Source organism: Rhizobium sp. C104, assembly GCF_022354505.1.
In the GTDB taxonomy this organism is placed as follows: Bacteria; Pseudomonadota; Alphaproteobacteria; order Rhizobiales; family Rhizobiaceae; genus Rhizobium; species Rhizobium redzepovicii.
The window spans coordinates 437,981-461,299 of sequence record NZ_CP092350.1; the positions used below are offsets into that span (position 1 = coordinate 437,981).

Below are 23,319 nucleotides of genomic sequence, written 5' to 3' on the forward strand. Positions count from 1 at the left end.
TCTTATTCCTGTCGCAGCGCCTTCGAAACGCCGATTGCGCCAAGCCGTGTAAGGCAGGCGGCGGCCGATTCGCCAGCGCCTCTGTTGTCTTCGATGGACCGGGCGAGCCTCTCTATAGCGAAATCGATCCGACCGCCAGCGATCCGTTCATCCGGCCGATCCGCGGCAAGCCCGTTGAGGATCAGCTCGTAACCTTCAGCCGTGCCCGTCAGCGTCAGCGCCGGCCGGGCATGCGCGCAGCCCTTGGCGCAGCCGGAGAGATGCAGCGTCAGCGAACCGTCGAAGAGGGCAGGTGCTGCGGCAAGGATGCGGCGCGCCAGCGTTCGCGTCCCGTAGAAGGCGGAGCCGCAGGCGCCGGCGCCGGCACAGGCGGCGATATGCTCGCTGTTGTCGCCGGGCTGCGCGCCGAAGCCATGCCTGGCGGCAGCGATCTGCATAGCCGGCACTCTATCTTCCGCCAGGCCGATAAGAAAGAAACCGCGCTCGGGCGCCAGCCGGACGGCGGTTGCACCGTCGGTCGTGGCGAGATCAAGCAGGGCGGTCAGATCTGACGAGCGCATCTGCCCGAATTCCGGCCGGACGCCGAGCACGGTTTTGCCGTCCGCCAGTCTGTGCAGGCCGGTAAGCGGCATCTTGGCTGCGCGAGATGGGAGGGAGCGAGTGGCGCTTAGAGCGGGAAAATGTGCTTGCAGAAGCGCCGGATCGATATCCCGTGCCCGGCTGCCCTGCCCGAGAGCCGCCAACAGGCTGAGGACTTCGCCGACGGCTGAGATTGCCGCCTCGGCGGGACCGACCGCGACCGTCGTTGCCGTCGCACCATCGCCGTTGATGGCGACAAGCCAACCTGTGTCCGGTTGCGCGACGACGCGGATATCGGCGGAAAGTGCCGATAGGCCGAAGGCACCGCCGCCGTCGATGACGATCGACAGTTTCGGCGCAAGCCGCGGCGAGGCGAGCAGCGCCTGAAGCGTGCTGCGCAGGGACAGTTCCATTGCGGCGGGATCGCTCAGTTCTTCCGGGTCGAGGCCGTGCAACGGCGAGATTTCGAACGTCGGGCCGTACGGCACGGTAATGCCCGCGGCTTCGATATCGGCGGCGAGCTGTCCGACGGTCTCGGCCCGCAGCCCGCGGATCTGCAGATTGCCGCGTGCCGTGATCTCGAGAATGCCGTTTCCGTGTGCCGCGGCTGCGCGCGCAAGTGCTCTAAACTGCGGCAGCGTCAGCGCACCTCCGGCCGGCCGCAGCCGCACCAGCAGGCCGTCCCCGGTCGACATCGGTGCGGCCAGGGCGGGGCAGGCGCCGCGCGCGCGCATCTTCGCCGCAGCGCGGACTTGCAGCTCCGTCTCGGCTCTCCTGTCGACCGCCGTTATGGCCTTAGTGCTCATTCCCAATCCTCTGGGCTCTTCTTACATGATCGCAGCCGGCGCGGCAAAACATGATGGAAATGGGCGACCCCGGTTATTCCTCGAAATCCCGCCCCTTGCGCAGGAGATAGATGTCCATGATCCAGCCATGTCGCTGCCTGGCTTCGGCCCTCAGCGCCACGATGTCGGCCGCGATATCGCCGAGCCGCCCGGATCTGACGATCTCGTCCTCGGTGCCGAGATAGGCGCCCCAGAAGATCTCGGCATCGGGATCGTCGATCTTCGCAAAGGCCTGTTCACCGTCGAGCATGACAATCGTCGTGGGCGCCTGGAGCCCCGCCAGCGCCAGTCTGCGCCCCGTGGTGATCTCAATCGGCTTTCCCACCAAGTTGACCGGGATCCTGTGACTGGCGGCCAATGCCTGGATGCTGGTGATTCCGGGAATGACACTGTAGTCGAAATCCACACCGGCATCCTGCCGGGCGCGTTCGATGATGCGGATGGTGCTGTCGTAGAGGCTCGGATCGCCCCAGACGAGAAAGGCGCCGCGGCCGTCATGGGGGAGGTCGGCGATCAGTTCTTTATAGATGAGGGCGATCTCGGCATGCCACGTATCGACGCTTTGGGGGTAGCTTCTGTCGGCGGTCTGCCTTTGCGGCACCGCGAATTCTGAAATCCGGATCCCCGGCCGGGTGACATATCGTTCGCAGATGTCTCGCCGGACCTCGGCAAGCTCTTCCTTGGCCGCGCCCTTCAGCGGCACGAATATCACGTCCGCGGCGTTCATCGCGTTGATCGCCTGTATGGTGACGTGCTCGGGATTGCCCGTGCCGATGCCGATGATATGGATATGTTTCAAGCCGATACTCCCATGAGTCTCGGCGGTCTTGCCGAAAAAGCCGCCCCGCCGCAAGGGCGATGGCGAAGAGTTGGCCGCGGCCAACCGGGCCGGAATGGGCTCCTGGCCCCCATTGTTGCCGGAAATCCCGAATCGTGTCACCTTCGATACGCTTTTTGACGCTATGTTGACAGAAAAGCGCATCGAAAAGGATTGGGTGTTTTGGACAACATTAGCGTATCGACGACAGATGTGCGCATCGAGCGGCATGCGAACCAGCTTTCGCGGCAATTGAAGCTTCTCCGCGACAAGCTGTTTCCGCCGCTCTCGCAAAAGACGCTGCGGACATTTTCTTCAGGCGAGGCCGCCCAGATGATCGGCGTGTCCGACGGCTATCTTCGCCAGCTTTCCCTCGATGGCAAGGGGCCCCAGCCGGAGCTTTCTCAGAATGGCCGGCGCTCCTATACGCTCGGCCAGATCAATGAGTTGCGCCACTATATGGCGAAGCTGAAGCCGAAGGACGCGCTATCCTATCTTCCCTGGCGGCGCCCCGGCGAGAAGCTGCAGACGGTTGCCGTCACCAATTTCAAAGGCGGCTCGGCCAAGACGACGACGACGCTTTATCTGGCGCAGTATTTGGCGCTGGCGGGTTATCGGGTGCTCGCCATCGATCTCGATCCGCAGGCCTCGCTTTCGTCCATGCTGGGCGTCCAGCCCGAATTCGATCTTTCCGATGGCGATACGCTTTATGGCGCCATCCGCTACGATGCCGGCCGCAAACCGCTGAAAGACATCGTCCGCAAGACCTATTTCGACGGGCTCGATCTGGTGCCGGGCAATCTCGAACTGATGGAGTTCGAGCATGAAACGCCGCGGGCGCTCAATGATCGGCAGAAACCGGCCGAGCTGTTCTTCCGCCGCGTCGGTGTCGCCATTGCCGAGGTCGAGGCCGAGTACGACGTGGTGGTGATCGACTGCCCGCCGCAGCTCGGTTACCTGACCCTTGGCGCCGTCTGCGCGGCGACATCGCTGCTCATCACCATCCATCCGCAGATGGTCGACGTCGCCTCGATGTCGCAATTCCTGCTGATGACCTCGGATCTGCTTTCCGTCGTCCGCAAGGCCGGCGGCGATCTGCAGCACGACTTCATCAAATATGTCGTCACCCGTCACGAACCCTTCGATGCGCCGCAGTCGCAGATCGTTGCGCTGCTGCGCAGCCTGTTCGGCGACGACGTCTTGACGGCGACCATTCTCAAGTCGACGGCGATCGCCGATGCCGGTCTGACCAAGCAGACGCTGTTCGAAATCGAGAAGGGGCAGGTGCGCCGCTCGACTTACGACCGGGCGCTGGAATCGGTCAACGCCGCCAACGGCGAGGTTCTCGCCGGCATTCACAAAGCCTGGGGCCGGACATGAGCAGACGCGATCGCCTGAAAGGTCTTTTCGACGACACGGCGCAGGAGTTGGCCGCGGCCAACTACGAAGAACCGTCTTCGCGCGGTTCGGCTGGGCCTGTCCGGACGATGGCGTTGACCCTCGGGCGCATGGAGGAAGAGAGCAGGGCGATGCACGAAGCCCTGCTTTCCGGCGAACGCATCGTCGAACTCGATCCCGATCTGATCGATTCCTCCTTCGTCCGCGACCGCCTCGCCGACCAGCCGCTCGATATCGACGACGAGCTGGTGCAGTCGATCGCCGAAAACGGCCAGGAAGTGCCGGTTCTCGTTCGTCGCCATCCCGATGATGAGAGCCGCTACCAGATCGCCTACGGCCATCGCCGCCTGCAGGCCGTCAAGCTGCTCGGCCGCAAGGTGCAGGCGATCGTCCGCAGCCTTGACGATACCGATGTCGTCATCGCCCAGGGCATCGAAAATTCGGCGCGCCGCAACCTTTCCTATATTGAGCGCGCGGTCTTTGCCCTCAATCTCGAACTTAAGGGCTTTGAGCGTCCGGTCATCATGAAGGCGCTGTCGACCGACAAGACGGAGCTGTCGAAGCTGCTCTCCGTCGCCAGGGCCATCCCGGCCGAGATCGTCAGGTCGGTGGGTGCCGCGCCCGCCATCGGGCGCCGCAGATGGATGGCGCTTGCTCAGGACTGGAACGGGATGACGGCGGCGCGGCTTGCCAAGCTCATCGGCTCGGAAAAGTTCATGGGCGAGGAAAGCGACCGCCGCTTTGAACTTCTGGTGGCCGAGCTCGCCAGGAAAGAGGCGAAGCCGGAAGCCACGGAATATGACTGGAAGCCGAAGAGCGGCGGCAAGATTGCCGGCCGAATCAAGAGCGCCGGCAATTCCTTCACGATCGCGTTGAAGACCGGCGATGCGCCGGATTTCGGCGCTTACATTTCACGCCGTCTCGATGAGCTTTACGAAGCCTATCGGGCCGGCAGGTTGCAAGCAGGAGAATAGGCCGCAAAAGAAAAAAGCCTCCGAACGTTGCCGTCGCGGAAGCCTTTCTCATATCTGGACAATCTGAGAATCGCACTTCCTCGAATCACTGTCAAGCATCTTCGGCATCCTTTTGGGTGGTAGATTTCTTTTGCCTTGAAAAAGGTGAGAGACATGGAGCCTCAATACGTATCGACGCCCTTTGGGCGCCGATCGATGACGCTTGGCATGCTGGCAAGCCAGGAAAGCGCCAGCAAGGTCGAACCGGACGCATCGGTCGATAAGTGGAGGATTTTTCGCGCGCTCTGCGAAGCAAAGGACATGGTCGGCGTATCCGATCGTGCGCTCGCCGTTCTCAACGCGCTGTTGACCTTCTATCCAAAGAACGAGATTGCCGAGGCCAACGGCTTCGTGGTCTTTCCCTCGAACGAGCAGCTATCGCTGCGCACGCATGGCATGGCCGGAACGACGCTGCGGCGGAACCTGGCGATGCTGGTGGAAGCCGGGCTGATCATCCGGCGTGACAGCCCGAACGGGAAGCGGTTCGCTCGCCGTAACGGCGAGGGCGGGCTTGGCGAGGCCTTCGGCTTCAGCCTGGCGCCGCTGCTGGCGCGTGCCGGCGAGATCGAGGCACAGGCGGCTCAGGTGCTCGCCGACAAGCTCGAATGGAAGCGTCTGCGGGAGCGGCTGACGCTCTGCCGACGCGATATCAGCAAACTCATCGAGATCGCCCTGGAAGAGGAAATCGCCGGCGAATGGATCGAGATGCAGAGGCATTTCACGCTGCTTTCGGCAAGCCTGCCGCGCCGCCCGTCGGCCGCCGAGATGGAAAGCCTGCTGACCGATCTCGAAGCCTTCCGCGAATTGATCGTCAAGACGCTGGAACTGAAGACGAAAACAGAAAAATCAGACGCCAATGACAGCCAAAACGGCCGGCACATACATAATTCAAACCCACACCCCTTACCTGAACTTGAACCAAGCTTCGAACCGAAGCAGGGGGCAAAGCCGGAGGAAGAACCGCGGCCGTGGCGGGAGCCGCCAAAATCCTTCCCACTTGCGATGGTGCTGCAGGCCTGCCCGGAGATCGTCGCTTATGGGCCGGGCGGCGGGATCGGCAGCTGGCGGGATCTGATGGCGGCGGCCGTCATCGTCCGTTCCATGCTGGGCGTCAGCCCGAGCGCCTATCAACTGGCCTGCGATGTCATGGGGCCGGAAAACGCCGCGACGGTGATCGCCTGCATCCTGGAAAGGGGCGGCCATATCAACTCGGCCGGCGGCTATCTGCGTGATCTGACACGGCGGGCCGAGCGCGGCGAGTTCTCGCTTGGGCCGATGCTGATGGCGCTGATGCGGGCAAATGGTCCGGCAGCGAGGAAAACCGGATGAACGGCGATGAAATAGGTTCGCGCCAGTTGCGGCAGCTAGAAGATATGCGGCGCGTCGCTCAGCCGTCTCGACCGCTTCCTTCCCTGACCATTCTGTTTGAAATGCGCCGTTAACCATGTCATAGATGGCGGAAGGAAACGTTTGCTTTGCTTCCATTTGTAAAAAACCGTAAAGCTTAACAATGCGCTACGAAATCGACAGTGCGATGCTTCAAACCCTGCTTCCGTCCTTTGCCGCAGCAGAGGATGCGCTGGCGCGGCTGGACGAACGGGTGGTGCGTTCACCGGTCGGCGAGGGGTTTGCCGAACGCAGTCATTTCTTCGATGCCGCCGGCGCGCTGTGGGTGGCCGGCGAACTCGTGCATGTCGAAGATCTGGTTTTGCACGATGCGCATATGGACAGCCGGGCGCCCAGCCACGAGCTGACGATCGCCCATTCCGTGCTGCGGGCCCGCCGGCGCATCTGGACCGGGGAGCCTGCCTGGGCGCTCGGAGCCTCGGGGCTTGCGACGCTGACGGCGACGCTCGGGGAAGGGGAGGGGACGGTGCCTGAAGTAAAGAGCCCCGCAGTCCCGGTCGAGACCGACGAAGAGGGCGGGGATGAGGACGGGCCGCTGGCTGCCGAGATGGCCGAGATCGATGCGCTGCTTGCCCGCTCGCAGAAGCTGCTCGACATCCATACAGGCAAGGCGCCGGCAAGCGAGACGGTCGCCGCTGCCCCGTCACGGCGCAATGACGATCCTCTCGGCTTGCTGGGTGACGACGAATGGGACGAGGAACAGCGGCTTGCCGAGTGGCGCAGCCTATTGCCATTGGCTGACAGCTTGCCGCCGGTTCTCGGCGCCATCATCCTTTTCGAAGCCTGGGAACGGATCGAGCCATTGCGGCGTCAGCATTGGCTCGGCGGTCTTCTGGTCGCAGGCCACCTGCGCGCCCGCGGCAAGGTCGCCTCGCATCTCTTTTCTTTTTACGGCGGGCTGAAGCTGGTGCGCCATGAACGTCGCCGGGCGCGCGATCGGGCGACGCGGCTGCAGGCCTTCCTGGAGGCGATGCATCTGGGGGCTGCGGCCGGGCTGAAGGAACTCGACCGGTTGTCGCTCGCCCGCACCCAGATGGAGACTGCGCTTCCGCGGCCGCCGCTCGAATAGCAGCCTGCCCGATCTTGCCGATTTCATCCTGTCGCGGCCGATGGTCTCGGCGGCAATGATTGCCCGGCATCTGCGCATTACGCCGCGGGGCGCGCTGAACCTCGTCAACGAGATCGGCATTCGTGAAATCACCGGCCGCGGCCGCTACCGCGCCTGGGGCATCATCTGAAACGAAAGCGGCCGGGTCGACGACCCGGCCACACTGGCTCTATGTTATCCATGTATTTAAAGTGAGCACCCGATCCGCCATCCTGTCACAGAGTGCAGACCAGGCGCTCTTGCGCTTCCATTGCCCCCAGAAGCGCAGTCCCTATTCCCGCTCGCCCGTGAAGTTGAGCAGAAGCTGGAAGATGTTGACGAAGTTCAGGTAGAGCGAGAGCGCACCGAAAACGGCGAGCTTCTGGTTCGATTCCTGATCGTAGTTTTCCGAATACTGTTCCTTGATGTTCTGTGTGTCGTAGGCGGTAAGGCCGACGAAGACGACGATACCGATCACCGAGACGGCGAACTGCAGCGCGGACGAACCCAGAAAGATGTTGACGATGCTGGCGATGACAACGCCGATGAGACCCATCATCAGGAACGAGCCCATGCGCGACAGGTCACGCTTCGTCACATAGCCGTATAGGCTCGTCGCGCCGAACATCGTGGCGGTAATGAAGAAAGTCCGCGCAATGCTCATCCCGGTGAAGACCAGGAAGACGGAGGCGAGCGACAGACCCATCACGGCGCAGAAGGCCCAGAAGGTGATCTGCGCCGTGCTGGCCGACATCGTCTGGATGCGAAACGAGAAGAAGAAGACGAAGGCGAGCGGCGCCAGCATCACCACCCACTTCAGCGGCGAGCCGAAGATCGGCACGTAGAGAGCTGGCGTCGAGCCAACGACGAAGGCGACGAGGCCAGTGATGACGAGACCGAGAGCCATGTAATTATAGACGCGCAGCATATGCTGGCGCAGGCCTTCGTCGAAGGCGGCCTGGGTGCCGGCCACGGCGCCGTAGCGGGAATTGATCGGGTTCATGCTGATCTCCTCGGTTTGAACTGATAGAGCGAACGGGCGAGCCGTTCGGCCGCCTGATCGAGATTGAGGCCGCTTTCGTCGGCGATCAGCGCATAGGCGACCTCGCCGATCTGCCAATAGGCGGCTTCTGCTTTCTCAAGTGCGAGATGGCTGACCGGCTTGACCTCGAATGCCCCGGGCGAACGGCGAAAAGCGACAGCCGTTTTCCATCCGACTGCTCGATCGCCATCTCGACACTGGGGCCGAATTCGGATGGGAAGATCTGCACGTCGGCAACCTTCCAATCCGCAGGCAGTTCCGGCATCACGATGGCGGTAGCGGCGCGAATATCGTCAGCGCTGTAGATGGTTGGCGTCTGCGGAGGCATCGATTGCCGCAGGGCCGCGGTCTGATAGGCACGGACGGCATCCTCGACATAGGCGGGTGCCGGCACCGATGCCGATACCTCGGTTGCCGAGAAAGCGCCGAAGGAACTATGTGCCACCCAGCCGGCGGTCACCAGAATGCCGACAGCGGCAATGCGCTGCATGGAATGGAAGATGCGGCCATAGGAAAGGCCACGTTCCAGCCGGCGGGCCGCGTCGCGGGTCTCCGGGCGGCCAAAGGCGCTTTCGCCGGCGAGCGCCAAGCGCAGCTCGCCCTTGACGCTGAGGTCGGCCATGACCTTGGCGGCAATCGCCGGATGGTCTGAGAGATAGGATTCCACCTGGATGCGGCGGGCGACATCGAGTTCGCCATCCACATAGGCGTCGAGATCGGCATCGAGGATCGGATCAATTGCTTTCATTGCCGTCTCCTCCGATCAGTCTCAGATGCGACTTGCGCGGCGTGTTCTCCTCGAATTCGCGCAATTGCGCGCGGGCGCGGGAGATGCGCGACATCAGCGTCCCTATCGGAATGCCGAGCGCATTGGCGGCTTCCTGGTAGGAAAGGTCTTCGATTGCAACAAGATGCAGCGCCTCGCGCTGTTCCTCCGGCAGGCCGAAAAAGGCGTCGCGCACCTGCTGCAGGCGCACGGCATGTTCCTGGCCGGCCGGCAGCGACTGCTCGGCCTCGACAGCCGCCTCGTCATGGCGGCGGGTCAGCGATCGGTTCTGGCGCAGGCGGTCGATATGAGCGTTGTGCAGGATAGAGAGCAGCCAGGTGCGCAGATTGCCGCCGCTGCGGAAGCTCTTTTTCTTCTCGAGCGCACGCACCAGCGCATCATGCACCAGATCCTCCGCCTCGTCCGAATTGCGCACCAGCGAGCGAGCATAGCGCCTGAGCGCTGCAAGCTGTCCGATGACGTCGAAGGGGCGTTCTTTGCGTTCCATGATTGAGTATACGCAAGCGCGGCCGATTTTATTCCCGGCGCGGCTAAAAAAATCATGCGGGCCGAAGATGCCGTTGCCGCACCTCAAATCCGCGATTGTTTATGACAATTATATGACAGATCATGACGCCGCTGATTTGAGGGGAAAATAAAGAATGAAAGATAAGAAGCGGGTCTACGAAGCTCTCGTAGACGGCGCCATGGAAGGGCTGACGGATCAGGCGCTCTATGATTTCGTCAAAGCGCGTTGTCCAAACGCCACCAGCAAGAAGATCGTCCGGGCCTCGCTTCTCGCCTTGATCGATCCCCATCTGAGAGACCGCAATATTCTCGACGTGATCTACGCGCTTGCGATCAAACATCGGCTGGATGACGGCGAGGGAGAGGGAGCTCCATCGGCGCTGGCAGCCAATCAGAACATGCCGCAGCTTTCCTGAACAGCGCCATCTGCGTTTCCCAACATGGTCAGCCGCCGTCCGAAAGTCCTTCGAGGATCGGACAGTCCGGCCTGTCATTGCCGTGGCACGCATGCACAAGATGCTCCAGCGTGCGGCGCAGTTGCGAGAGTTCGCGGATTTTGCGGTCGATCTCGGCAAGCTTGGTCTCGGCGATATCCTTGACGTCGGCGCTTGCCCGGCTTTTGTCCTCATAGAGCGCCAGCAACTGCCGGCATTCCTCGACGGAAAAGCCGAGACCGCGCGAGCGCTGCAGGAAGCGCAGCTTGTGAATGTCGGTCGCGGCATAGTCGCGGTAGCCGTTTCCGCCCCTTTCGGGGCGGATCAGGCCGATATCCTCGTAATAGCGGATGGTCTTTGAAGGCAGGCCGGACTGCTCGGATGCTTCGCCGATATTCATCGCCATCTCCTATAATTTTGCAAAGCGCAGTCTCAGCGCATTTGAAATCACCGAGACCGATGAGAGGCTCATCGCCGCTGCCGCGATCATCGGCGATAGCAGCAGCCCGAAGATCGGATAGAGCACACCGGCTGCGACCGGCACCCCGAGCGCGTTGTAGCCGAAGGCGAAGCCGAGATTCTGGCGGATGTTGCGCATCGTCGCCTCGGCCAGCCGCCGCGCCCTGACGATGCCGGTGAGATCGCCCTTCACCAGGGTAATGCCGGCGCTTTCCATCGCCACGTCGGCGCCGGTGCCCATGGCGATGCCGACATCGGCAGCAGCGAGCGCCGGCGCGTCGTTGACGCCGTCTCCGGCCATGGCGATGACGGCGCCCTTGGAGCGCAGTTCGTCGATCAGCGCGCTCTTGCCCTCCGGCAGCATGTCGGCGCGGACCTCGTCGATCCCCAGGCTTTTTGCCACCGCCCGCGCCGTGCGCTCATTGTCGCCCGTTGCCATGATGATCTTCAGACCGCTGTCGTGCAGCGCCTTGATAGCGGCTTGAGTGGTCGGCTTGATCCGGTCGGCAACGGCGACGAGACCGGCAAGCGCGCTGTCGACCACCACGAACATCACCGTCTTGCCATCGCCGCGCAGGGCTTCGGTCTTCTCGGCAAGCGCCGAAGCATCGATGCCGAGATCGGCGAGCATCGCCGCATTGCCGAGCGCCACCATCGTGTCGCCGGCAAGACCCTGAACGCCCTTGCCGGTCTTTGCCTCGAAGCCGGTGACCTCGACGAAGGCGACGCCGCGCTCCTCGGCGCCGGAAACGATCGCTTCGGCCAGCGGATGTTCGGAGCCGCGCTCCAGGCTGGCGGCCAGCGACAGCAGCCGGTTTTCGTCGGTTCCACCGAAGGCGACGATGTCGGTAAGCTTCGGCTTTCCCTCGGTCAGCGTGCCTGTTTTGTCAACGATCAGCGTATCGACCTTGGAGAAACGCTCCAGTGCTTCGGCGTCCTTGATCAGCACGCCTTCTCCAGCGCCGCGCCCCGTCGCGATCATGATCGACATCGGTGTGGCAAGACCGAGTGCGCAGGGGCAGGCGATGATCAGAACGGCGACGGCGGCCAGCAGCGCATTGGCAAGGCTCGGCTCAGGTCCGACCGCTGCCCAGACGATGAAGGCAAGGATGGCCGCGGCGACGACCGCCGGCACGAAGAAGGCCGACACCCGGTCGACCGCCCCCTGGATCGGCGCCCGCGAGCGCTGCGCCTTGGCGACCATGTCGACGATGCGCGACAGCACCGTGTCGGCGCCGACCTTCTCGGCCGACATGACGAGCGCGCCGTTCTTGTTGATCGTGCCGCCGGTCAGTCCGTCGCCTTTCGACTTCTCCACGGGCAGAGGCTCGCCTGTAATCATCGATTCGTCGACGGTCGACTGGCCCTCGAGGACGGAGCCATCCACCGGCACACGCTCGCCCGGGCGCACGCGCAGCCGGTCGCCGGTCTCAATCTCGTCCACCGGCACGTCACTCTCGCTGCCATCGGCACCAATGCGGCGTGCCGTCTTCGGCGCGAGATCGAGCAGCGCGCGGATCGCCGAACCGGTGCGCTCGCGTGCCTTCAATTCCAGCACCTGGCCGACGAATACGAGAGCGACGATGACGGCGGCCGCCTCGAAATAGATCGGTACGGCGGCGCCATGGCCTCGAAAGCTCATCGGGAAGATCCCTGGCGCGAGCGTGGCGACGAGGCTGTAGACATAGGCGGTGCCGACGCCGAGACCGATCAGCGTCCACATATTCGGGCTGCCGTTGACGACGGACGCCCATGCACGCCGGAAGAAGGGCAGGGCCGCCCACAGCACCACAGGCGTTGCCAGCAACAGCTCGATGTAACTCGCCTGCGGTTCGCCGATCGCTTCGCGGAGCGGCAGGCCGAGCATCGGTCCCATGCCGAGGGCGAGCAGCGGCAGAGCCAGGATGGCGCTGACCCAAAGCCGTCTGGTGAAGTCGACAAGTTCCGGGTTTGGGCCTTCGCCGGCTGGCGGAATGCCCATCGGCTCCAGCGCCATGCCGCATTTCGGGCAGTCGCCAGGCCGGTCGCTGACGACCTCCGGGTGCATCGGGCAGGTATACAGCGTGTCCTTCGGCGCCGGCTTTGCCGCCGGGCGGTTGCCGTCGCGATAGGCGGAGGGATCGGCTTCGAATTTTGTCCGGCAAGCGGCCGAGCAGAAGTAGAATTTCTCGCCCTCGACTTTCAGAAAATGTTTCGCCGTCGAGCGATCGACGGTCATGCCGCAGACGGGATCCTTTGCCGTCAGGTAATCCTGCGGCGCGGCCGCAAATTTCGTCCGGCAGCCCTCGGAGCAGAAATGATAGAGACGGCCGGCGTGATCGAGCGATGACTTGCCGACCTCCGGATCAACGGTCATGCCGCAGACCGGATCGCGGGTCATGACGCCGGCAGTCTTTTCCGGGCCATGGCTGCAACAGCTGTGAGTGTCATCAAGGATGTGACCGTGATGGTGATCGTGGTCGTGTTTGATATTCATGACTATCTCCTATGCCCTGGGGCAGTTGGAGATGCTTATCCACCTTCCAGCAACTGGAAGGTCAAGCGCTAATTTTGACAAGGCCCATTTTTTGAAGCCGGCGCTCTGTCGCCCGATCCTCAGATCGGGCTGATCAATCCGACCGGCTGGCTGCCGAGCAGGGCGGCGACCGCAATGCTGCCGCCGGGTTCGATCGTCTTGCCGGTCACCAGATCCGCCTTCAGCCCATGGAGAGGGGAGGGGACGGCGATCGCCGTATCCTCCCAGAATTCCGGGCCGGCAAAGAGCACGCCGGGGTCGAGCCAGCCGAACATCAGCCGGGGTGCGGCGACGATCGCGAAATTGTCCTTGTGCACCCGGGCAAACGCCAGCAGGTGCTCGCGCCGGCTGCCCGTCACTTTCAGCGGCAGATAGTCACCCCTGGCAAAGAGTGCCGGGTGCCGCTGGCGCAGCTGCAGGCCGATCGCGACGATGCGCTGCTTCAACGCGGCCGCCTGAAGCTTGGCGATCGGCCCAGCTTCAGTGAGCCAGGCGGTGAGCCGTTCATGATCGGCCGGCCGGCGGTTGTCGGGATCGACGAGGCTGAAATCGAAACCCTCCGAGCCCTGGTAGATGTCGGGAATGCCGGGCGCCGTCAGCTTGAGGAGCGTTTGCGACAGGCTGTTAAGGTAACCGGCGGCGATGAAGGGCTGCAGCACCCTTTCGAAATCCTCGAGGAAGGCGTCGTTCTCGGGTGAAATCAGCGCCGCCGCATAGGCCTTCACCGCGTCTTCGTAAGCGGCATCCTGTTCGATCCAGCCGGTGTGGAGTTTCGCCTCGCGCACCGCCTTGACCGCGTAATCGGTAAAGCGCTCGGCAAGCTCGGCCGTCTGAGCTCGGCCGAAATCCTCCGGCCAGATGCCGGCCAACGCCTGATAGAGCATCCATTCGACATTCGGCTCCGGTGCTGCTCCATCCGGCAGCTCCGTCAGCCATGGCCGGTTCATCTCACGCCAGCGCGCCACCGCCTGCGCGAAAACATCCGCGCCCTCGCTCAGCGCATAAAGCCTGGCGCGCGCATCCTCGCCGCGTTTGGTGTCATGAGTGGCGCTTGCCGACAGCCCGTGCGGCTGCAGCCGTGCCCGGTCGGCCATGCGGCGATGAAAACCCTCCGGGCCATCCGGCGCCTTGCCGGGTTCACCGCCGACTTCGTTTGCGGCAAGCAACCGGTTATAGCGATAGAACAGCGTATCCTCAGTCGCTTTCGCCATCACCGGCCCGCTCAATTGCTGAAAGCGGATGCGGAACTCATGGGCCGCATCACCGTCGACCTTGCCTTCGAGAAGCCGCAGCACATGATCAAGGGCCCGCCGATCATCGAGCCGGGCCATGGCTTGCGATGCGGTTGCGGCAAGGACGGCTGAATCCTGCCAGGCGAGCGGACCGCCGTCGCCATAGGTGCGGTAGACCGGGAAGGCGATCAGCAGCTCGGTCAGCGCCGTGGCGATCTCGTCTCTGTTTATCTCGGGAAAGATCCCCACCGCGATCGCTGCCAGCCTGCTGGTCTCGCCGGCGAAGTTGCGCTCGACCATCAGCCGCTTGGCAAGCCGCCGGCCTTCCTCGAGATCGCCGGTCTCGCCGGCGAGGCTGCGATAGGCATCATCCAATCTGCGCAGGCCGCTGCCGTCGACGAAGAGTTCGCTGAGTGCCGCGATGAATTCATATCCCGTGGTGCCCGAGACCGGCCAGCTCTCCGGCAGCGCTTCGCCGCCCCCGAGGATCTTTTCCACGACGATATAGGTGTCCGGCCCAACCGCGTCCCTGAGCCGGTCGAGATAGGCCTTGGGTTCGGCGAGCCCGTCGACATGGTCGATGCGCAGGCCCTGCACCTTGCCATGGTGCACCAGCTCGATCGTCAGCCGGTGCATGTCCTCGAACACGGAGGGATTTTCGACCCGGGTTCCCACAAGCCCGGTGACCTCGAAAAAACGGCGATAACTCAAATGCCGGGCCGCTTCCTTCCAATGGGTGAGCCGCCAGTACTGTGCCTCATGCAGGCCTTTGACGAAGTCGCGATCGGCGGAGATGTCCTCGAGCTTCTGCCTGAGCACCGCCCGGTCGCCGCCTTCGAAGAGGATGTCGCGCATGGTGCGGACAATGTCCTCGCCGGACGTTATGGCCGCAGCCTCCGCCATTCTCGTTGCCACCGGATCGTCGAGTCGGTTTGCGATCGCGCCGTAACTGCTGGGGTTGAGCGGCAGCAGCGTTTCGAAATAGGCGAAGGCGAAATTGCCGCGCGTTTCGTCGAGCACGATCCGCAGCTCGCCGGCGGCAAGTGCCGCCTCGAAATCCTGGCCGAGCTGCGGCAGGGTCAGCGGCTCGCTCCAGTCGATGTCGAAGTGGCCGGCATAGGCGCTCTGCGGGCCGAATGCCAGCACGTCGCGCCACCAGCCGTTTTCCGGCGAGGCGGCCATGTGGTTCGGAACAATATCGAGGATGAGGCCCATGCCCGCCGCGGCAAGGCTTTCCGTCAGCCGTTCGAACCCCGCCCGGCCGCCGAGCGCCGGATCGATGTCGTTGGCATCGGTGACGTCATAGCCGTGGGTCGAGCCGTTAACGGCGGTGAAGATCGGTGAGGCGTAGAGGTGGCTGATGCCGAGGGTCTTGAGGTAGGGAATGAGGCCGCAGGCACGATCGAAGGTCATGCCGTTGCGGAATTGTATCCGGTAGGTCGCGGTCGGAAGTGTCATGAGGCCGTCTGACGTTGGAGGGAGACCCTTTCCAACGGTTGTACCGGGGGTTTGGTTCCCTTACAGCGCCGCGCGTCTTTTGAGACGCGCAAAGGACGCTGTAACATTTTTGAATCTACGCATCGTGCTTTCCGAAAAGCGATTCCGATTTTCGGGCCGATGCTAGTCGATGAAAACGCCCACGCTTGCGGCGCGTCCGGCCGAGTCGATAACGGTCAGTTTCGAGTAGCCGCCGCCATCCGGAAGCCACTGCTGCGTGCGCCGGCGCGAGAGATCGGGCAGCGGCTTGCCGTTGGCAAGCCAACGGAAGGGGGCGCGGCCGCCCTGCAGCTTCAGCATCAGCGGCGACAGGTCGCCTGCGCCTGCCCCGAGATCGATATGAGCACCCTCGGGCGGATAGACGATCTGAGGCGCGGCTTCGCGGCCGGAGGCGACAAGCAGGCCGCGGGCATTCAGCGCAAACCGCCGCTGGCTGATCGGCAGCTCGGACTGGGCGATGCGCACGGCGCCGGCGGGCGGTCGGGGCAGCGGCGTTGTCGCGATGCCGGACTTGGCGAAACCTTCGAACAGGATGGGTGCGGCGGTGCCATAGCCGGTCAAACCAGGCACGGCGCTGTTGTCGGGCCGTCCGACCCAGACGCCGAGGACATAACGTCCGTCATAGCCGACCGACCAGGCGTCGCGATAGCCGTAGCTCGTGCCGGTCTTGTAGGCGATGCCGCGCTGCGGCGCGCCGGTGGGGGAATGACGCCGGAAAGAATATCGGCGATATTCCAGACCGCCACCGGCTCCAAAAGCGGTTCGCCGTCGAGCTTATCAGGCGTTCCGGTGATGCCGTCGCCGAGCCTTGCCGGCTGGCCGCGATTGGCGAGCGCCGTATAGAGCTGCACCAGATCCTTCAGCGTGAGCCCAACGCCACCAAGACCGATCGCCAGCCCCGGCGTCTCGTTCGGCGGCAAAGCCGGCCGCACCTCGGCGCGGCGGAAGCGCACCAGCAGCCGCGACGGTCCGACGGCGTCGAGCAGTTTGACGGCCGGCACATTCAAGGAGAGCTGCAAGGCCTCACGGACGGTGACGTCGCCTTGATAGCTCATGTCGAAATTGCGCGGCCGGTAACCGAAGAAATCGGCCGGCCGGTCCTCGATGATCGTCTCCTGAGAGACGAGACCCTGCTCGAAGGCGAGCCCGTAGATGAAGGGCTTCAGCGTCGAGCCGGGCGAGCGGTTGACGCGCGTCATGTCGATCCAACCGGAGCGGCTGGCGTCGAAATAATCGGCGGAGCCGACCTCGCCGACGATCGCGCCGGTCTGGGCATCCGCCATCACCATGGCGAGCGAAAGCTTCGGCCCGAGTTTCATCGCCGCTGCCCGGGCGACTGCCTCCAGCCCCTGCTGCACCTGCTTCTTCAAGGTCGTCTGATGTTTGAGGACCGAAGGCTCCTTGCGCAGAGCCGCTTCGCCGACATGGGCGGCCAGTGCCGGCAATTGCATGCGCCGCGACGGGATGGCGACAATCTCGGCCCGCGCCGCTTCGCCGTCGCCGACGGCCTCAGCCACGGCGACGCGCTCAAGCACGCGCTTGCGCGCCTCATGCGCCGCCTGGAGATTGCGGTCCGGCCGGCGCCGTTCGGGCAATTGCGGCAAGGCGACGAGCAGGGCGGCCTCGGCGACGGTCAGGCGCCGCGGCTCCTTGCCGAAATAGGCAAGGCTTGCGGCGCGCACGCCTTCGAGATTGCCGCCATAGGGCGCATGGGTGAGATAGAGGTCGAGGATCTGCTCCTTCGACAGCCGCCGCTCGATCTGCACGGCGCGTGCGAGCTGCAGCAGTTTTGCCGAAAGCGATCGTCCCGCCCGCGGCTCAATGAGCCGCGCCACCTGCATCGACAGTGTCGAAGCGCCGGAAACGATGCGGCCGTTGCGGATGAATTGCAGGCTCGCGCGCCCAAGCGCCCAGGCGTCGACGCCGCCGTGATCGTAAAAACGCTGGTCTTCATAGGCGATCAGCATGCGCAGGAATTGCGGATCGACGTCGGCGACTCCAGTCTTCAGCCGCCAGCGGCCTTCCGAGGTCGCGAAGGCGCGCAGCAATTGGCCGTCGGCATCCAGCACCTCGGCGGAGACCAGGTTCGCCTTATCGAGCGGCGGCGGAAAGGCCGTGTCGGCGGCGTCGAGCGCGAAGAGGGCCGCGCCGGCAAGAAGGATGCCGGCGGCGGACCCGATCGCGATCTTGCGCCACAGCCTCATTGTTGTGCTGCCACGACCTCCATCTTGCCGGTCGCGGTACGGGCCGAAAGCTCCGGCCGGTACATGTCCTCGACGCTGGCGGCCGGATGGTCGTAGGTGCCGGGGGTGACGGCGCGCACGACATAGGCGACGTTGAATTCGCGCTCGTCGCCCTGGGCGCGGTTGAAGGCAGCGACGAAGCGGTCGTAACGGAATTCGGTATGGGCGGCCGCTATCTCGCCGATCCAATCGAAATTCGTCATCTGGGCGCTATCGACCAGGTTCGGATTGTCGATCTCGAAACCGGCCGGCAGAAGGTCGGTGACGACGATGCGCGACGGCCAGTCGTTGGTCTCGCGCACATGGATGACGACGACGTAGCGTTCGTTCTGCCTGGCTTCGCTGACATTCGCCTCTTCGCCGTCGAGCGTGTAATAGCTGCGCTCGATAATGAAGCCGTCGCCGCCGGCCGGCAGAGGCACCGTCGGGGCGGCTACGGTGGTGACGACAGCCGAGACCGCGTCGCTCGTCTGGTTGGTCAGCGTCAGCGGATGGTCGGCGAGTGCATCGCCGCTCATGCGGGCCATATAGGCGCCGGTATGGGCGGCGCCGTTGACGTCGACCTTCAACCCGTCATCGCCGCCCTGAATGGCGCGTGCGGCAAGCAGCATCCAGGTCTCTTCCTGGGTGCTCTTGTATTTGCTGCGAACTCCATTCCTTGGCGACGGCCTTGGCAAGATCCGGGATGACGGGCGGCACCGGCCGGCTTTCCGCAGCGAGCGCCAGGATCGCCGCGCCATCGCGCAGGATGGTGCCGTAGTCGGTGCGCGACAGGTTCACTCGCGACACCATCGATTGCTGCGACATCTGCAGCGCGTCGACGAAGATGTTCTTCGAACGCTGGGCGTCGCCGTAGAGCGCCAGTGCGGCGGCGATATGCGCCTTGGCAAGCGGCGTCGGGAAATCGTTGATCATCGTATCGGCGTAGTAACGCAGATCGCTGATCGCCGCCTTCTTGTTGCGGGCAAGCACATAGATGGCATAGGCGATCTGGTCGCCCTGGCCCTTGATGTCGGTGGTGTAGGAGAGGGTGTTCTGCAGGTTTTCGAGCGCCTGCACGAAGGCCTTTTCCGGCACGTCATATTTCATTTCGCGGGCCCGCGTCAGGAAATCGGTGACGTAGGAATCGAGCCAGACGTCGCCCGAATCCGGTCCCCAGAGGCCGAAGCTGCCGGCCGAAGCCTGGTAGGAGAGGACGCGGTAGATCGCGTCCTGCACGCGCTTGTGCACATCGTCGTCATTTTCAATGCCGGCCTGCTTGGCCACTTCGGCGAGATAGAGCAGCGGCAGCGCCCGGCTGGTGGTCTGCTCGGCGCAGCCGAGGGGATAGCGATCGAGCGTCATCAGCAGGGCGGGAATGTCGAAGGCGGCCGAACGGGTGACGTTGACGCTGATCGAGGCGCCGGGCAGCACGCTGTCGGCAAGCAGGTTCTTGTCGACGGTGAGCTTGGCGCCGGGTTTCAGCGCCAGTACCCTGCGTTCGGTGATCGGCAGGGATGACGGACGCACCGGCACGTCGACGGTCTGGTCGAGCGAGAGGCCGGAGGAGTCGGAGAGGTTGATCGAGACGCTGCCGGCGCCCGGCTGTTTGCCGATGAGCGGCAGCGTCAGCTCGGATTTCGCCCCGGCTTCGAGACGGATCGTCTGGGCGGCGGAGGCTTGGTCGATGCCGACCGCGTCATTGCCGGTCAGCTGCAGCTTGTAGTCGCCGGCCGGTGCATCGGTGTTGGCGATGTCGAGGCGCAGATTGGCCTTGTCGCCGGGGGCGAGGAATTTCGGCAGGCTCGCGGTGACGACGATGGGATCGCGGATGATAACGTCCTTGACGCCGTGGCCGACACCGGTCTTCGACCATGCCACAGCCATCACACGCGCCGTGCCGTTGAATTGCGGAATGTCGAAGGAGACATTGGCCTTGCCTTCGGCGTCGAGCTTCACCGGTCCGGAGAAGAAGGCGACGAGCTTCTGCGTCGGCGGGCTCGCCTGCAGCGCAATGGCGCCGCCGTCGCCGCCGGTTCTAAGCTTGCCGGTCGCACCCAGCGAGCCGTCGATCAGCCGGCCATAGAGGTCGCGGATTTCCAGGCCGAGCTGACGCTGGCCGAAATACCAATCCTCCGGGTTCGGCGGTTCATAGCGCGTCAGGTTGAGAATGCCGACATCGACGGCGGCAACCGTGACATAGGCATCTTCATTGGCGCCGGCGCCCGCCACCTGCAGGCCGATGTTGAGCGGTCCGCGCGGCAGCATCTTTTCCGGCGTGTCGAGCTTGACCTGCAGCGCCCGCTGCTCGGGATCGACCTTCAGCCATTTGATGCCGATCGAACGCATCGGCATGTGGCTGTCCTGGGCGTCGCCGGGGCGGAAGAGCGTCGCGGTCACATAGGCGCCGGCCCCCAATCCGCGGTGACGGGGATGTCGACCTCGCCGCCGGTCTCGCCCATCGTCGCATTTTGCACCGCGACCAGTTTTTCGGTTCCGGCCATGACCATCAGCTCACCGCGATAGCGCGAGGTGACTTTCAGCTTGGCGGTGTCGCCGATCTTGTAGCTGTCCTTGTCGAGGGCGATTTCCAGCCCGTCCGGTGTTTCGGTCGAGGTCGAGGCCACGAACCAGCCGGCGTCGAATTCGACGCTGGAGGTCGGGCCGTCGGCATCCGGGCTTTCCACTTCGAGGCGATAGCGGCCCCATTTCACCGGCACGGAGATCTTGCCGCCGTCCGTCGTCGCGTCGACGCCGCCATTGGCGATCTGCTCGGCGGTATAGACCGGCTCGTATTTCCATGCCGTCCCCTCGCGATACCATTGGTACTCGCGGTTGAGGCTGTAGAATTTCCAGCGCAGGCCTTTGGCCTCCTGCTTCTGTCCATCGGCATTGACGCCGATCACCGTGAAGTTGGCGATCGAATTCTCGGGCAGATCGCTGGAAAATTCCGGCTTGATGCCGATCGAAGCGCGCTCATTCTTCACCGGAAGGGTCAGCGAACGCTCGATGGCGCGGCCGCCAGCCTCCTGCATGCTGATATAGACGGTGGCGTTGAGCAGCTGCGTCGTTGCCGGCAGGTCGCCGACGGTCAGATCGGTCGAGGCTTCGCCGTTCTCGTCGAGTTCCGGCAGGCCGTCGATCGGCAGGCGCGAATCCTCGCTCGCCTCCTCGTCGGCAAGCCCGAAGAGGAAGCCCTTGTAGGCGGCGCTCTCGCGGGTCGGCTTGACGACGACATTGCCTTCAAGCGTCAGGCCGGCGGCCGGGGCGCCATAGAGATATTTGCCGGAAATATTGATCGTCGCCGGCGTATCCGGGCCGATTTCCTTGGCCTCGGTCTTGATTTCCATGTCGGTGCGATCCGGCACGAAATCGTCGACCAGGAAACTCTTGCTGGCGATCGCGCTGCCCTTGGGATCGGTATAGATGTTCATCGTCCAGGTGCCACGCATGGCATTTTCCTGGGTCGGGAAATCGATGCTGTAACCACCGAGATTGCTGGTCTGGCTGACGATCCGCCGGTCTTCGACCCCGTCGGGTCGGCTGAAGATGAAGGTGAGCGGCAGGTTCTCGATGGCGTTGCCGTCGGTGTCGCGGGCAAGCGCCTGCGCATGCACCGTCTCGCCGGCGCGGTAGATGCCGCGTTCGGTGAAGGTCAGGACGTCGATCGCGCCGGGTGCGGCGCGGCCGGTGACGCCGCGGTCGGAGAGGTCGAAGCCGGCCCGCGTCATGTCGAGGAAGACGTAGTCCGAGGTGCCGTTCTTGGCGGTTATGACGGCGGGCGTCAGCGCCGCCGTGCCGCGGATCAGGCCGGCGGTGAAGGTGGCGCGGCCGTTTTCGTCTGTGGTCGCGGTGCCGAGCACTTCGTTGTTCTTGGCGAGCAGCTGCAGCTCGACGCCCGATATCGGCTTTGCCGATGCGAGCGAACGGGTAAAGACATTGAGCCCGTCGGTACCGGCATAGGTGGTGATGCCGATATCGGAAACAAGGAACCACTGCGTCGCCTGTGAATCCCACTCCTGCGTCGGTCCGTTCGGGCCGGTTGCCGTCATGACGTAGATACCGGGCTTGCGCTCGGGCAGCGCCTCGTCGACCGGGAAGCTGGTGACGATATCCTTGTTGAGCTCGTTGGCGATGTCGATCGAACCCTGCCAGACGAGTTCGCCGTTCTGATCCTGGATGTTCTGGGCGCTGTAGCCGTCGAGCTGGCTCAGGAACTGCGAATTGGTCAGCAGCGGCGCGATGGCGCGATCGCCGATGCGGTAGAGCTTGAGGTTGGCCGAGGCCAGGTTGACCGAGACGATCGGAATGCCGCGGCGTGCCGTCGAGGGCAGCACGAAGCTGTCGCCGGTGAAGCGCACCATCTGGCTGCGGTCCTTGATATAGACGTCGATGCTGACCGGTGCTTCGAGCGCCTCATCGACGGATGACGGCAAGCCGGTGCGGAAGGCGATCTTGTAGGTCTCGCCATGGGTCAGCCCCTCGACGCAAATCTGCTTGTCCTTGGTTTCGAGCGCCTTGGGGGCGGCGCCGTTCAGCGTCACGAAGGGCGTGTAGTCGGTGGTCTTGACGAGTGCCTCGGAGAAGGTGACGCAGGCCCGCGGCGTGGCGCTGTCGGCATCGACCGTGTGTTCGGTGATGCGGAATCCTTGCGTCGATTTCAGCTGCAGATAGGCCGCCTGCACATCGTCGGAGGCAACCAGCGCCAAGCTCGCCTTGTAGGCGTCGAGCGCCGGGCGGTAATTGGCGTTTCGGTCCAGGGCGTCGGCGAGGACGGCGAGCGCTTCGGCGCGCTTGGGTTTGGTGCGCGTCAGCTCGTAGCCGTTCAGCGCGTCGAGCACGGCCTGGCCGCTCGTACCGCTCTCGGCGGTGCCGAGCGAAGCTGCGGCGCGGGCGGTTTCGAGCCAAAGATCGGCGTCGTCAGGAGTGATCGACAGCGCGCCATGGAAGGACTTGAGCGCGTCGGCCAGATTGTTGGCGGTGAGGTCGAGACGGGCATTGGCGGTCAGGCTGTCAGCGCCTTGGCCCTGCTGGTCGTCGGTCAGCTCGAGATTGTCCTTGAAGTCGTGGGCCTGCTGGATCAGGTCGTTGGTCAGGAAGGTCAGGCGCGGCGCGGCGCCGAGGTCCGGCTCCTTCTGGGCGGCGGTTTCGACGATCTTGCCGGCGATGGCGCCGGGGAAGGCGTTCATCGTCTTGAAATCGGATTTCAGGAAACACCATTTCACCTTGGGATTGTAGGTGAAGGCCTTGCAGCTCTTATCGCCGATGCAGGAGGTCTTGCACTGATCGAGCGAGACGTTCTGCTCGGTGCGAAGATCGAAGCCGAAGAAATCGGCGTCCTTGATCGTCTGGATGTCGCGCTTGGTGTCCGCAGCGGCTGCGGGAAAACTGACGGCGATCATGGAAAATGCGATTGTCGCGAAAGCGAAGAACGAGCGCACGGACATAAGGTTCCCCCCGGAAATGCAGGCTCTAACC

Annotated in this window: 11 protein-coding genes and 4 pseudogenes; 5 read left to right on the plus strand and 10 right to left on the minus strand. The window is 63.8% G+C overall.

What is annotated here, in order from left to right; all coding sequences use genetic code 11:
• Positions 1-2 precede the first annotated feature (2 nt).
• Both cobG and cobF read right to left on the minus strand, forming a co-directional pair.
• Entirely contained in the window at positions 3-1,385 is a 1,383-nt protein-coding gene (gene cobG, locus MF410_RS26530) for a precorrin-3B synthase (protein ID WP_239620515.1), read from the minus strand.
• A 73-nt stretch (positions 1,386-1,458) separates the two neighbouring features.
• Complete coding sequence (gene cobF, locus MF410_RS26535) at positions 1,459-2,223, minus strand: precorrin-6A synthase (deacetylating) (protein ID WP_239620516.1); 765 nt, start codon at positions 2,221-2,223, stop codon at positions 1,459-1,461.
• Positions 2,224-2,424: 201 nt separating this feature from the next.
• Between cobF and repA the strand changes: the two genes are divergently transcribed.
• From repA to MF410_RS26555, 4 genes and pseudogenes are all read left to right on the plus strand, one after another.
• Entirely contained in the window at positions 2,425-3,621 is a 1,197-nt protein-coding gene (gene repA, locus MF410_RS26540) for a plasmid partitioning protein RepA (RefSeq protein WP_183777850.1), read from the plus strand.
• Complete coding sequence (repB, locus tag MF410_RS26545) at positions 3,618-4,613, plus strand: plasmid partitioning protein RepB (RefSeq protein WP_183777851.1); 996 nt, start codon at positions 3,618-3,620, stop codon at positions 4,611-4,613. The genes repA and repB overlap by 4 nt, the downstream gene beginning before the upstream one ends.
• A 153-nt stretch (positions 4,614-4,766) precedes the next feature.
• Entirely contained in the window at positions 4,767-5,981 is a 1,215-nt protein-coding gene (gene repC / locus MF410_RS26550; protein WP_239620517.1) for a plasmid replication protein RepC, read from the plus strand.
• Positions 5,982-6,162: 181 nt separating this feature from the next.
• Positions 6,163-7,297: pseudogene (locus tag MF410_RS26555) on the plus strand (RHE_PE00001 family protein).
• A gap of 141 nt (positions 7,298-7,438) precedes the next feature.
• Here MF410_RS26555 and MF410_RS26560 read toward each other — a convergent pair.
• The 3 genes and pseudogenes from MF410_RS26560 to MF410_RS26570 form a co-directional block, all read right to left on the minus strand.
• Complete coding sequence (locus tag MF410_RS26560; protein ID WP_097625671.1) at positions 7,439-8,149, minus strand: Bax inhibitor-1/YccA family protein; 711 nt, start codon at positions 8,147-8,149, stop codon at positions 7,439-7,441.
• Positions 8,146-8,936, minus strand: a pseudogene (locus MF410_RS26565) (anti-sigma factor). The gene MF410_RS26560 and the pseudogene MF410_RS26565 overlap by 4 nt, the downstream one beginning before the upstream one ends.
• A complete protein-coding gene (locus MF410_RS26570; protein ID WP_183777854.1) occupies positions 8,923-9,462 on the minus strand; it encodes a sigma-70 family RNA polymerase sigma factor in 540 nt (179 codons plus the stop codon). The pseudogene MF410_RS26565 and the gene MF410_RS26570 overlap by 14 nt, the downstream one beginning before the upstream one ends.
• Positions 9,463-9,616: 154 nt before the next feature.
• Here MF410_RS26570 and MF410_RS26575 point away from each other — a divergent pair, with 154 nt between their 5' ends.
• Entirely contained in the window at positions 9,617-9,898 is a 282-nt protein-coding gene (locus tag MF410_RS26575; protein WP_183777855.1) for a hypothetical protein, read from the plus strand.
• Positions 9,899-9,926: 28 nt separating this feature from the next.
• Here MF410_RS26575 and cueR read toward each other — a convergent pair whose 3' ends face one another.
• The 5 genes and pseudogenes from cueR to MF410_RS26600 all read right to left on the minus strand — a co-directional run bounded on the left by cueR (position 9,927) and on the right by MF410_RS26600 (position 23,288).
• Positions 9,927-10,316 carry a Cu(I)-responsive transcriptional regulator gene (cueR, locus tag MF410_RS26580; RefSeq protein WP_097625667.1) on the minus strand — a complete coding sequence of 130 codons (390 nt, stop codon included), beginning with the start codon at positions 10,314-10,316 and terminating at the stop codon, positions 9,927-9,929.
• Positions 10,317-10,325: 9 nt separating this feature from the next.
• Complete coding sequence (locus MF410_RS26585; protein ID WP_222134851.1) at positions 10,326-12,851, minus strand: heavy metal translocating P-type ATPase; 2,526 nt, start codon at positions 12,849-12,851, stop codon at positions 10,326-10,328.
• Positions 12,852-12,970: 119 nt separating this feature from the next.
• Positions 12,971-15,580: a malto-oligosyltrehalose synthase gene (gene treY, locus MF410_RS26590; protein ID WP_222134852.1), complete on the minus strand. Its 2,610-nt coding sequence runs from the start codon at positions 15,578-15,580 to the stop codon at positions 12,971-12,973.
• Between the two features lie 162 nt (positions 15,581-15,742).
• Positions 15,743-17,823 (minus strand): annotated as a pseudogene (gene pbpC / locus MF410_RS26595) (penicillin-binding protein 1C).
• Positions 17,820-23,288 (minus strand): annotated as a pseudogene (locus tag MF410_RS26600) (alpha-2-macroglobulin family protein). The pseudogenes pbpC and MF410_RS26600 overlap by 4 nt, the downstream one beginning before the upstream one ends.
• Between the last annotated feature and the right edge of the window lie 31 nt (positions 23,289-23,319).